Source organism: Litorivivens sp. (genome assembly GCF_057445395.1).
On the sequence record NZ_JBVBUV010000094.1, the window covers coordinates 1 to 12213 of the forward strand.

At 55.0% G+C, this 12213-nt stretch carries 9 protein-coding genes; 4 read left to right on the plus strand and 5 right to left on the minus strand.

Annotation, left to right across the window (positions count from 1 at the left end):
* The first annotated feature begins 17 nt into the window (after positions 1-17).
* From AC222A_RS17455 to AC222A_RS17470, 4 genes are read left to right on the plus strand one after another with little or no spacing between them, the layout of a single operon-like run.
* Positions 18-1631: an acyl-CoA carboxylase subunit beta gene (locus AC222A_RS17455; RefSeq protein WP_372749882.1), complete on the plus strand. Its 1614-nt coding sequence runs from the start codon at positions 18-20 to the stop codon at positions 1629-1631.
* Between the two features lie 37 nt (positions 1632-1668).
* On the plus strand, positions 1669-2481 hold the full coding sequence (locus tag AC222A_RS17460; protein WP_372810574.1) for an enoyl-CoA hydratase/isomerase family protein: 813 nt from the start codon (positions 1669-1671) through the stop codon (positions 2479-2481).
* 8 nt (positions 2482-2489) lie between these two features.
* Positions 2490-4475 (plus strand): acetyl/propionyl/methylcrotonyl-CoA carboxylase subunit alpha, encoded by a 1986-nt coding sequence (locus tag AC222A_RS17465; protein ID WP_486775341.1) that lies wholly within the window; start codon positions 2490-2492, stop codon positions 4473-4475.
* Positions 4472-6238, plus strand: a complete 1767-nt coding sequence (locus AC222A_RS17470) for an acyclic terpene utilization AtuA family protein (protein WP_372750585.1) — start codon at positions 4472-4474, stop codon at positions 6236-6238. The genes AC222A_RS17465 and AC222A_RS17470 overlap by 4 nt, the downstream gene beginning before the upstream one ends.
* A 265-nt stretch (positions 6239-6503) precedes the next feature.
* Here the strand turns inward: AC222A_RS17470 and AC222A_RS17475 are convergent, their stop codons facing one another.
* From AC222A_RS17475 to AC222A_RS17495, 5 genes are read right to left on the minus strand one after another with little or no spacing between them, the layout of a single operon-like run.
* The gene (locus tag AC222A_RS17475) at positions 6504-7730 is read right to left on the minus strand and encodes an acetyl-CoA C-acyltransferase (protein ID WP_372798504.1); all 1227 of its coding nucleotides are present in this window, start codon (positions 7728-7730) and stop codon (positions 6504-6506) included.
* Between the two features lie 2 nt (positions 7731-7732).
* Positions 7733-8962, minus strand: coding sequence for an acetyl-CoA acetyltransferase (locus AC222A_RS17480; RefSeq protein ID WP_372798498.1), 1230 nt, complete (start codon positions 8960-8962; stop codon positions 7733-7735).
* A gap of 42 nt (positions 8963-9004) precedes the next feature.
* A complete protein-coding gene (locus tag AC222A_RS17485) occupies positions 9005-10477 on the minus strand; it encodes a carotenoid oxygenase family protein (RefSeq protein ID WP_372759598.1) in 1473 nt (490 codons plus the stop codon).
* Positions 10478-10507: 30 nt separating this feature from the next.
* Positions 10508-11380 (minus strand): DUF1295 domain-containing protein, encoded by an 873-nt coding sequence (locus tag AC222A_RS17490; protein ID WP_372782207.1) that lies wholly within the window; start codon positions 11378-11380, stop codon positions 10508-10510.
* A gap of 54 nt (positions 11381-11434) precedes the next feature.
* The gene (locus tag AC222A_RS17495; protein WP_486775342.1) at positions 11435-12049 is read right to left on the minus strand and encodes a TetR/AcrR family transcriptional regulator; all 615 of its coding nucleotides are present in this window, start codon (positions 12047-12049) and stop codon (positions 11435-11437) included.
* Positions 12050-12213: the final 164 nt, after the last annotated feature.

The following is a 12213-nucleotide window of genomic DNA, read 5'->3' on the forward strand; positions in this document are numbered from 1 at the left end:
ATGAAAGAGGAAAGAGCATGGCCGTAATCGAATCCCAAATAGACGCGCAATCCGAGCTATTTCAGCACAATACCAGCGTCATGCTACAAGCGGTTGACGAGTTCCGCGGGATAGAGCAGCGCGTGGTCGAGGCCGCTGAAGCCAAGGCCCCGCGCTACCGTGAACGCGGCCTGCTACCACCACGAGAGCGCCTGAGCAGCCTGTTAGATGCCGGGGCACCATTTCTCGAGCTTTCAACCCTCTGCGGTTATATGCAAGAAGAAGACCGTGATGGCTCCGGTGCTGGAGGCTCCTGTATTACGGGTATTGGCTACGTATCCGGCGTTCGCTGCATGGTGATGGTGGACGACTATCTCACCAAGGGCGGCACCATTACGCCGCTTGGTAGCACCAAGCGTCAGCGCATGATGCATATCGCGATGGAAAACAAACTGCCCCTAATCACACTTGCACAGAGTGGCGGTGGCAACCTCAAGCTACTTGGTGACTTCTTTGGACCTTCGGGCTCGGCATTTGCCACACAAGCTCGGCTTTCAGCGGCGGGGATACCACAGATCACCGTCGTCCACGGGAGTGCCACCGCTGGCGGGGCCTACCAGCCTGGCCTGTCTGACTATGTGATCATGATTCGCAAACAGTCCACTGTGTATCTGGCAGGCCCTGCATTATTAAAGGCCGCCACCGGTGAAGTCGCTACCGATGAAGAGATTGGCGGTGCAGAAATGCACGCCGAGGTCGCTGGGACGGCAGACTATCTCGCAGAAAACGATGCCGATGGCATTCGCATTGCCCGAGAAATCGTTGGCAAATTGGGCTGGGATAAAAACCGTTTCGCCGCGCCGAAAAACGCTTATTCGGAGCCCTTATACCCTAGCGACGATTTGTTAGGAATCGTACCCGAAGATCCAAAAAAGCCCTTCGATATGCGTGAAATAATAGCCCGTATCGCCGATGCTTCGGATTTTCTCGAATTCAAACCCGACTTTGACACAGGCACTCTCTGCGGTCACATCATGCTGGAAGGGCAAAGTTGCGGCGTCATTGGAAACAATAGCCCTATTACCGCCAAAGGCGCCGCCAAGGCCGGGCAATTTATCCAACTGTGTGAGCAATCTACGACACCACTACTTTTTCTACACAATACCACCGGCTTTATTGTCGGCACTGAAGCTGAGCAGGCCGGCATTATCAAACATGGCGCAAAACTCATTCAAGCGGTTACCAATGCCAAGGTTCCGCGAATCAGCGTTGTCATTGGCGGTTCCTACGGCGCTGGTAATTACGCGATGTGCGGTCGAGGTATGGAGCCTCGCTTTATGTTTGCCTGGCCGCGCACAGTGGTCTCGGTCATGGGGCCTGCACAAGCCGGCAGCGTGATGCGCCAAGTTGCTGAGGCCAAAATGAAGCGCGCGGGGCAGGTCGACGACAACCTGCTCGATGCACTGGAAAAAGACACCGTGGACACCATGACCGCAAAATCACAGGCACTGGCAAACACCGCGCGACTGTGGGACGACGGCATTATCGATCCGCGCGACACGCGAGAAGTGATCGCCTTTGCGCTGAGCGTTTGTATCGAGGGCGACCAGCGTGAGGTAAACCCCAACACCTTTGGTATTGCCCGTTTGTGATTAGCCCCGAAATGCCGCATTAACCAGGAGACACACCGTGCTACCGACTTGTCAGGAGCTCTTGCTCAGTCTGGACGACGGCGTATTGACCATTACGCTCAATCGCCCTCAAAAGCGCAACGCGATGAACGACCGCCTCGTCGAAGAGATGATGGCTGTTTTTAGTGCAATTGAAGGCGACCGTAACGTTCGCACCGTGGTGCTGCGCGGTGCGAAAGGCAACTTCTGCGCCGGGGGTGATATCAGCGGCATGCGAACAGACAACGATAAGGGCCAAGCCATCACCCCGGAACAGGCGGCATGGAATTTCAATCGCAGTTTTGGTCATATGATTACGCTAGTGAACCAAGCGCCACAGGTCGTCGTGTGCGTGCTGGAGGGCGCGGTGCTTGGTGGTGGCTTTGGCCTGGCCTGCGTTTCCGATATCGCCATTGCCGATAAACAGGCGATGTTCGCAATGCCGGAAACCGGTCTCGGCATCATTCCCGCGCAGATCGCCCCCTTTGTGGTTTTACGAATCGGCCTGACGCAAGCAAGACGATTAGCACTGACGGGCGAGCGCATCAGCGGTCAGGACGCGCAAAATCTTGGGCTGGTACATCATGTCACCGATAGCCCTGAAGCCCTTCAGGAAAAACTAGCCAAAACGTTGTCGAGCGTTAAGCGTTGCGCACCAGGTGCCAATGCAGAAACCAAAGCCCTTATGTTGCAAGTTGACTCGACTGAGCTTGAAGCACTGTTAGACCATGCTTCAGACCGATTTGCTGTCGCGCTTACCGGCGCTGAGGGCCGAGAAGGCACGCAGGCTTTTATGGAAAAACGCAAACCGAACTGGGCACAACAGAGTTGAGAACAACAATGACCTCCATTACCTCGAACCCGATCACGAAAGTACTGATTGCCAATCGCGGCGAAATTGCGGTTCGCGTAATTCGAACGGCGCGCGAGCTGGGCTATCGCACCGTTGCCGTCTACAGCGAGGCGGATGCAGATGCGCCCCATGTACAAATGGCAGATCAGGGCGTCTGTATCGGCGCTCCGGCCGTGGGTGACTCCTATCTTCGCTCTGACAAAATTCTGGAGGCCGCGCAGCGAACCGGTGCCGACGCCATTCACCCCGGCTACGGCTTTCTGTCCGAAAATGCCGATTTTGCACGTGCCTGTGAAGCTGCCGGCCTGACCTTTATTGGCCCCGGCGCCGAAGCCATTGAATTGATGGGCAGCAAGCGTCTTTCCAAGATTGCGATGATCGAAGCCGGTGTGCCCTGCATCCCCGGCTATGAAGGAGCGGATCAAAGTGATAACACTTTGATTGCAGAAGCCAAGCGTATCGGCTTTCCGCTTATGGTGAAGGCATCTGCAGGCGGAGGCGGTCGCGGGATGCGCTTGGTGCATCACGAGCGTGAACTTGCAGAACAGATTCGTACCGCCCGCTCGGAAGCCCAATCGGCCTTTGGCAGTGACGAGCTTATTTTAGAGCGTGCAGTGATAGAGCCGCGACACATTGAGATACAGGTATTCGCTGACAACCACGGCAACTGCATATATCTGGGTGAACGCGATTGCTCTGTGCAGCGACGACACCAGAAGGTCGTCGAAGAGGCTCCCTCACCTTTCGTCGACGAGACCCTGCGCACAGCCATGGGCGCAGCGGCAGTGAACGCCGCACTTGCGTGCAAATATCGCGGCGCGGGTACGGTGGAGTTTTTGGTCGACAAAGATCGAAACTTCTACTTCTTGGAGATGAACACACGCCTCCAGGTCGAGCATCCCGTCACGGAACTTGTTACAGGGCAGGATCTGGTGGCTTGGCAGTTACAGGTGGCCTGCGGCGAAACTCTTCCACTCTCGCAAGACGATATCCGCTTGCAAGGTCACGCCGTGGAAGTGAGATTGTATGCAGAAGACCCACGCAATCAGTTCATGCCGCAAACCGGGCGCGTGCTTCGCTGGGACTGGCCTGAAAGAAAGGATTTTCGTGTTGATCACGGCATAGCGGAAGGACAAGTAATCAGTCCCCATTACGATCCGATGCTGGCGAAGCTAATTGCTTACGGCAAGAATCGACAGGAGGCCTTGCGTAAACTCGCTTCAGCGGTAACTGATACGACGCTGCTTGGCTTGAACAACAATAAGCTTTTTCTGGAAAACATTCTGCGTCATCCCGAGTTCATTGCGGGCAACGCCACCACGGCTTTTATCGAACAGATGTTCGCCGATGACGATAGCATGAGCGTGACCCAACCCTCGGCATTGACGCTGGCCACGGCAGGGCTAATTTACTTCCAGCGCGGTGTCGCCCAAAGCCCCAGTGGCTATAACTGGCGGCGCAGCAGCCCCAAGAGTTACGTTTATGATCTGGAGTTCGAAGGCGAGCACTATCGCGTATCTCTCAAGGACGATAATGATCACTTTTCCATTTCCGTTGGCGAAGAAACCTTCCAGCTTGAGCTCGTACGCTGGAACCACACTCATTGCACGATCGTCTACCAACAAGTACGCGAAAAAGTGTGCTTTGCCTTTGACGGCGATTCACTGGCGCTGGATTGTGGCACCGGTCACTTTCTGTTTACTGATCTGACACACGCACCCGCGGTTGCGGCGCTCGCTGCGGGCAGTGGTCAGATCAAGGCCACCATGGACGGTTCAATTGTTGCAATCTTTGTTGAACCGGGGCAGACAGTTTTCGCTGGCGACACTGTTGCTGTACTGGAAGCCATGAAGATGGAACATCAGCTAAAGGCAACGCTGGACGGCGTGGTGGAGTCGGTAAGCTGCTCCGTTGGCCAACAAGTAAAATCCCGTCAATTGCTGGTAACTATTGCGTCAGGAGATGGTGAATGAAGAAAGTCAGAATCGGCGGCGCGTCGGCGTTTTACGGCGATAGCCAACTTGCCGCCCGCCAGCTCGTCGACAAGGGCGACATCGACTACCTCGTGTTCGACTATCTGGCCGAAATTACGATGGGAATCCTGGCTAAAGCCAAAGCGCGGGATGAACGCCAGGGCTATGCGGTCGAGTTTGTCACCGTGGCCATGCAAGATGTCATTAGTGACTGCGCCGAGAAAGGGATAAAGGTGATCGCCAACGCCGGTGGGGTAAACGTACCGGCGTGTGTCACTGCCCTGCAGGCACTGTGTACCGACAAAGGCCTCGATCTGAAAATCGCCGGTGTATACGGAGACGATCTGAGTGATCGGCAGGCGGAACTCGCCGCGGACCTGATAGAAATGGAAACCGGTGCGCCGCTGCCAGAAAAGCTGGCGAGTCTTAACGTCTACTTAGGCGCACAACCCATTGCCGAGGCGCTGACAGCTGGTGCCGATATTATCGTTACCGGGCGAGTGGTTGATAGCGCGGTCGTCATTGGCCCACTGATGCACGAGTACGGGTGGCAGCAGGATAACTACGATGCCTTGGCTCAAGCTGCGCTGGCAGGGCATATTCTGGAATGCGGTGCACAATGTACAGGCGGCAACTTTACCGACTGGCATCTAGTACCGGATTTTTCGACCATGAGTTATCCGGTCGCCGAATTCAGCGAAGACGCAACCTTCGAGATCTGCATTCCACCAAACACCGGTGGCTTGGTGAATGTCGGCACCGTTGGCGAGCAGATGCTGTACGAGATTGGCGACCCAGCCAATTATCTACTACCCGACGTGGCCTGCGATTTTACGGCAGTCAACCTTCAGGCCAGTGGAACCGACCGTGTGCATGTCAGCGGTGCGCGCGGCCGCGCGCCAGGCCAGTACTACAAAGCTTGCGCCACTTGGATCGATGGCTATCGGCTGATGGGAATGGCTTTTATTGGTGGGCCACGAGCAGCCGAGAAAGCCCGCAGCAGCCTTAATGCCTGGGTTCAGCGTACCGAACGTGAATTTGAAAAACGTGGCTTGGAAGGCTACCGGGATACCTGTCTGGAAGTCATTGGCGCCGAATCCACCTACGGACCTCATGCCAAGGCAAGCGATACCCGCGAGGTCATGGCAAAGTACGGGCTACATCACAACAGCCGTGAAGCTCTTGGATTTGCATCGCGTGAATTTGCGTACTTGGCTACATCCGCAGCACCGGGAATGAGTGGCTTCGGCGGCGGCCGAGCACAGCCCTCCCCCCTCATACGCGTGCATTCCGCGCTGTTAGAAAAATCGAAAGTACCCGTTACCGTGCAGCTCGGAGACCAGATACTTAGTCAGACGACTTACGAATCCGAGAGTTCCGACGCCGCAGCTGGCGAGCGCTATTCGAACATTTCGATAACAGGAAGTAGCGAACTTGTTAGTGTGCCACTGGAAAAATTAGCTTATGCACGCAGCGGTGACAAAGGCGATATTGCCAACATTGGCGTCATCGCCCGTAAGCCAGAATACCTGCCTTGGCTGTACCAGCAGCTTACCGCCAAGGCGGTTGCCGACTATTTCGCTCATCTGGTCAAAGGCCGTGTCGACCGCTACGAGCTGCCCGGCATCAACGGTTTTAATTTCCTTATGAGAGAGGCTTTGGGGGGCGGCGGTAGTGCCTCGCTGCGAATAGATCCCCAGGCTAAAGCTTATGCTCAAATGCTGCTATCGATGGAGGTAAAGATCCCTGAACCCATGAGTTGAGCGAGTTGGAATTCCCTGCCTAACCTGGACACTTAGCACCGCGATTTTTAGGCTGCTTCAAAGGTCTCTGGGCTGACGGCGCTGAGGTAGCTGGGCTAGCCCAAAAACTAATTGGAAATAAGCCGCGTAATTTTCTGCGATATTTATACGCGCGCACTGATGCAGATTGCATATGAGTGCACCAAGCCTGCCTCTTCCCCACTCGAACCAGAAAACTATCATTTTTGCATTCGCCAAAAAAAATCTGGAGAACGCAATACAATCACTACACGCGCTCTATCACCATTGCCGAACCAATTCCGCCTGCCGCAAGACATACGACCAGACCGAGCTCAGCATCGCGCCGCTCCAACTCATGAAACAGTGTCGTGACTAATGAGGCGCCTGTAGCACCGAGTGCATGTCCAATAGCGATAAGGCCGCCATTGACGTTAACCTTATCGGGGTCGACCTCGTAGTTGCGCAGAAATTTTAGTGGCGTTGCCGCGAAGGCTTCCATAAATTCGATCAGATCCAAATCAGCAAGACTCAGCTTGCTCTGTTTCAGAACGGCTTCCATTGCATCAAAGCCTGCGGAAAACTGGATAACCGGATCGCCAGAAGCTTCGGCATAGGCGCGTATGCGTGCACGCGGTTTCAAGCCTGCGGCTTCACCTGCAGCTTTAGAACCGGTTAATACCAACGCCGCCCCATCCGACAAGCCGGGGCAGTTCGCAACCGAATGCAGGTGGCTGATGGTTCCCAGCTGGGGGTAGGCAGCCAGCATCATGGCATCGGCTTCGGCCGCTCCTATTTCGGCAAAAGCCGGGGGCAATTTGGCGAGTTTTTCCAGCGTAAGATCTGGGCGTAGCCATTCATCGCGCGCGAGCGCCAGCTTCCCGTCGGCGTGTCGCACGGGTGTGACGCTGCTGTCGTAATGCCCGTTATCCCAAGCAGCGACCGCGCGCTGATGAGAAGCCAGGCTTAACGTATCCAACTCTGCTTTATTGTAGCCTTCAAGGCTAGCAATCAGTTCTGCACCCATAACGGGCAAAGCCCAGCGCAATTCTCGGCGCAGGTCGTCGTTGAGATAGTAGTCCGCCTTGTCGGCCATGAAAGGCACTTGCGACAAACTTTCCACACCACCCGCCAAGCTCAGGCCCGGTTGCCCGGCCTGCGCCCACAGCGCAGATTCCCCCACGGCACTCAGGCCGGACACACAGTAGTTGTTGAGGGTTTTGGTGGCAACAGTGTCCGGTAATTGGGACGCCAACCGGCTTACCAGCGCGATATGCCCGCCTTGGGAACGCACTTGCCCTACACAACCTAGCAGTAATCGCTCCACGCCACCCATGGCGTCGTCGCCGTTGCGTTCTGCTAATGCATCAATCAATTGTGAGACCATGCTGTGTGGAGCAATACTGCTCAGAGCACCGCCGGGTTTATCCTGGGTAGCCGCTTGGCCTTTGCCACGCGGTGTACGCAAAGCGTCGTAGATATAGGCATCTGTCATCACTAGGCAACTCCCACAACAAAGGACACGTTAGTAGTGGCGGAACCACCAACATTATAAGTACCGATTTTTTTCGCACCGGCCACCTGCATATCTCCGGCGTTACCCGTGGTCTGCCGCCAGGCGTCCAGCACCATGCGGATACCGGTGGCGCCTACGGGATGGCCCTGACCAATGAGACCGCCAGAAGGGTTGATGGGAAGTTGCCCGTCAAAAGCGATAGTCCCCTCTTCCACGGCTTTCCAAGCTTCGCCAGGCGCGGTAATACCGAAGTGTTCAATGGCCATGTATTCGGTAATGGTGAAACAGTCGTGAAGTTCGATGGCATCTAGCGCTTCGGGGCCGGCGATACCCGCGCGCCGGTAGGCGTCCGTTATTGCTTTGCGCGTCCAAGGGAAAACGTAATCCTGGTTTCGGCTGGATTCAATCTTAGTCTGCTGTAGCATCGGCGCCGTCGTATGCCCCCAACCCAATATGCGCGGCAGGGAATCAAGGGCGATACCCCGTCTGTCGGCGTATTCCTTGGCCTTTTTCGCGGAGGCCAGAAATACAACCGCCGCGCCGTCGGTGATCTGACTGCAATCGTGGCGCCGCATCCACCCCTCTACCACTGGGTTGTCGCGTTCGTCCTGGCTAAAGCTGTTTTCGGCAAACGTCCAGCTACGCGTTTGGGCGTTGGGGTTACGTTTGGCATTGCTAAAGTTGATCCGCGCGATCTCACTCAAGTGGTCATGTTTGAGTCCATAGCGGCGCTCATACTCTTGCGCCAGATCGGAAAACATCGCCGGCCAAACATACTTAACCTGCGTGGCTTCACGACCCACCCAGCACGCAGCACCAAGGTTATTGGCCGCGATATCGCCACTAACGTTGCGCATCAGCTCAACCCCGGCCACACACGCCAGGTCGTAGTGTCCGCTCTCGATGTCCCGCATTGCAGCTAGCATCGCCAACGAACCGGAGGCGCAGGCTCCCTCGTGACGTGAAGCCGGCATACCGGCAAAATCTGGGTGAACATGACCGAAGAAACCGCCGAGCATACCCTGGCCGGTAAACAGTTCCGCCACAAAGTTACCGACATGGCCAACCTCGACCTCTTTCGCATCCAGTTGGCAATTTTCGAGGCCGCTGTTAACGGAAGTCGCAAACAGATCAAACAGGCTTTTGTCATCGCGCGTCCAGTTGCGACCAAAGTCGGTTTGTGCGCCGCCGAGAATAAACACTTCACTCATTTGCGTCTCCTGACATTGAAGGCTTGAGAATAACGTCCTGTTTTAATCAAAGTTGTTGGCGATTTGCTGGTCCGAAGCCCAGCAAGCGTGAGTACCACTGCAAATGCGGTGTGGCAGAACAATCTCGCAAACAGGACCGGCCTCGATATTTTTTGCGTCGATCAAAACACACGTGGAACGATTGCGCTTCATGTCAGTAAGAAAGCTAACCAGATAACCGTCATCTTCATCTTTAGCGCCTTCGCGCGGCACGAAGGGAGCCTCGGAACCGTAGACTTCATCCCCAAAATCGTAACGTTGAGCCGTGCCGGTTTCGAGGTCGTGCTTAATCAGGCCTGTGAACAGGAACCAGCCCTCCTTCAACGTGGTGCTGTACACGTAGCGGTTTTTTACACCTGCGTATTGCTGATTGATCGTGCCAAATTCTACGACTTCCTCGTCGTAAAGCACTTCTTCTCGGGTTGTGCCATCTTTGAGGTTAAATCGCCACCGGTGCAGTTGCGGCTTCACTCCATGCATGTTCAAGAAGGCATACAGTTGACGATATTTCTCGGGACCAAAATCCAACGGCGGCGGCTCGGGATTATTCTGGAAGTAGCCATCCAACACCAGCTCGTCACCCTCTTCCCAGGCATTGGTCCAGTGAAGTACATAGGTCGACTCTGCCTCAAACCAACGTATGTCTTCGGGCTGGCCGAAACGCGGAATGACAGCAAAACGTGACGGCAAATCATGCATCACGGGTACATGCATGTTCTGTTTCAACAGCTCCTCATGCCAGAACATGGGGAAATCATTGAGAATCGCATAGTTCTTCGAGAACGCCATATCGTGGGGTAATCGCGGCCCCGGCAGATCTACCGGCACGTAGTGTTTGAGGCGGTTGTCCGCACCCACCACGCCGTAGTGCATATAGGGCGCGTGCTTAGAGTAATTGAAAAACAGCAGCTCCCCGGTTTTCTCGTCAACCTTGGGGTGGGCCGAAATGCCGTCGATGGGTGTCCATGCTTCTATACCCAAATTATCGAGAGTGTAAGGATCGAGACGATAGCCCTCGCCGCACTGCCAAAACGTCGATAACGCCTCTCCCGCATGAACGACAACATCGGTAGAAGAAGAGTCTTTCAGGTGCTCATGCGCACCCCAGCCGGGGCGTTTTGAATTTTCTGGTTTGCCGGCCATACCAATCCATAAGGGACCGCCCGCTTCTGCCTCGGCAGCAAAGCCTCGTGTGCGCACAAAGCGATTGCGATACTCCACCTTGCCATTGGTAAAACGCATCATGTGCAACATGCCATCGCCGTCGAATGGGTGATATTTACCAATAGATTCGTGCACCGGATTTTCCGTGTTTCTCAGATAAACACCGCTGATATCTTTGGGAATCTCACCGATGACCTCCATGTCCGTTGCAGTGACTTCCTCAAAGTTTGGAGTCCAAGCGCCACTGCGATAGGGATGTTCATCGTGTTCAGGGAGTGTGCTGTCCACACGATTCACGAGGGTAGTAGGCATTGCAATTCCTTGTCAGTGATTTGTTTCGGGTTACTTGTTTTTAGGCGGACGTGGTATCAAAGAGGGCGTTGCGGCCTTGTAGCGTTGGTACTCCGCGTTATCACCCCATTCTTTATCAGCGCGCTGTTCAAGCAGGGGCACACCGCTGACACGGGTGAGTAGCACGGCAACAAAAACCGGTGAGATCAAGGTGACGTATTGCCACCCCTGCAAAACCGGAAAGGCGATAATCGCGACTCCAAACCATAAAACGATCTCGCCAAAGTAGTTGGGATGTCTCGACCAGGCCCACAGCCCAGTTTGAATAAAGCGCCCGGCATTGTTCGGGTCAGTGCGAAAAGTATTCTTTTGCCGATCTGCCACAGCCTCGATTGCAAAACCACAGAGCCAGACGACAAATCCGATACCACCGATCAGCCCCAGCGGCTGACTTTGCTCACCGGTCATTGCCGCCAGTGCACAGGCCAGCGTCAGCAGAACCCAGAGCCCTTGCAGACTCCACGTGCTTAAGAAACGTGGAAAGATCCCCTTAATCGCGTCAAAGCGTGGATCTTTGCCCGCCCGGCGAATACGCAGAAACAGAAATGATCCAAGGCGCCCGGCCCAGATAAGCACCAGCACACCCAACAGCAACGAACGTGGGTCGGCATTGCCGTAGACCAGCGCAATGATGACCAGTGTTATATAGGTCAGACTGCCGGTCAGGTCGAAATAGTGCTCGGTCTGTGCCAGATAGGACGGAATAAAAACGACCCACTGCACAACGAAGCCAATCACCGCACAAATGGCGAACAGTGGCCAGCCAGCCAGTTGAATTGATGCAGGGCTGGCCGCCAGGACGACGGCTCCGGCCAACAGAAAAATAATGGCGTGCGCGATCATCGCGCGAATCCAGGGTTTCACGTGTCAATCTCCAAAAAAACGCTGCAAACAAACGCTACCAATTACACGTCCTAATCAGGCGTCAGTGTTTTCCAACAAACGGGCGATGACGCCGCCCAGTTCTCGATGCAAGGCGTCTCCGGGCGCCATTTGCAAGACCGCCGGATTGTTGTATCCCTCCGACAGAATCATCATTGCCCGCGCGATGTCTCTTGCCTCGCCCGCCCTGAAAAGCCGTGCACTCTGACCAAGGCGAACAAAGCGCTCGCAATGATCAATCGCGCGTTTCTCGCTGTCGGCATAAACCTCTCGCACTGCAGCAGAACTCAGTGCCTTGGCCTGCGATAGAGCAAACAGCACACTGTTCGAACGGAAAAAGCGAACACACCCCGCGACCCACTGGGCCGCAAACGTTTCAAGCCCCACGTCCAGCAGCCGCTCCACTTGCAGCCCGTCGGTAACATGCCGCACCAGATCATCCATCAACGCCCGATAAGCCGCATCAAAGGCTTCGTCTTGCGACTCGAAATGGTTGTAAAAGGTGGCGGTTGAGGTCTTGGCACGCCGGGCAACCTTTTCAGCATTGAAGCTTCCGCTGCCCTCCAGTTCCTTACGAACGGCTGCAACCAGTCGCAGGCGAGTGCGATCCGTTTTGCTCAATGTTCCCTGAGTAGCGGGCGATGACGTCATCTTGGCAGCTCATTTCTATACTTAATTTCGATTAGTTTGACACATTTGTATTATAAAAGTACAGTTGCTGCAAATTTATTAGAAAGTTTTTCTATTTTTAGAGGACTATCCCGTGACCAAGCACGCAGCCCAACGCCCTCAGCGCCACCAAACCCAGCGGCTTT

Bases quoted from the DNA above. Each gene is read 5' to 3' on its own strand.
- AC222A_RS17455 (WP_372749882.1), top strand. From the start codon at position 18: ATGGCCGTAATCGAATCCCAAATAGACGCGCAATCCGAGCTATTTCAG.
- AC222A_RS17465 (WP_486775341.1), top strand. From the start codon at position 2,490: ATGACCTCCATTACCTCGAACCCGATCACGAAAGTACTGATTGCCAAT.
- AC222A_RS17470 (WP_372750585.1), top strand. From the start codon at position 4,472: ATGAAGAAAGTCAGAATCGGCGGCGCGTCGGCGTTTTACGGCGATAGC.
- AC222A_RS17475 (WP_372798504.1), bottom strand. From the start codon at position 7,730: ATGACAGATGCCTATATCTACGACGCTTTGCGTACACCGCGTGGCAAA.
- AC222A_RS17480 (WP_372798498.1), bottom strand. From the start codon at position 8,962: ATGAGTGAAGTGTTTATTCTCGGCGGCGCACAAACCGACTTTGGTCGC.
- AC222A_RS17485 (WP_372759598.1), bottom strand. From the start codon at position 10,477: ATGCCTACTACCCTCGTGAATCGTGTGGACAGCACACTCCCTGAACAC.
- AC222A_RS17495 (WP_486775342.1), bottom strand. From the start codon at position 12,049: ATGACGTCATCGCCCGCTACTCAGGGAACATTGAGCAAAACGGATCGC.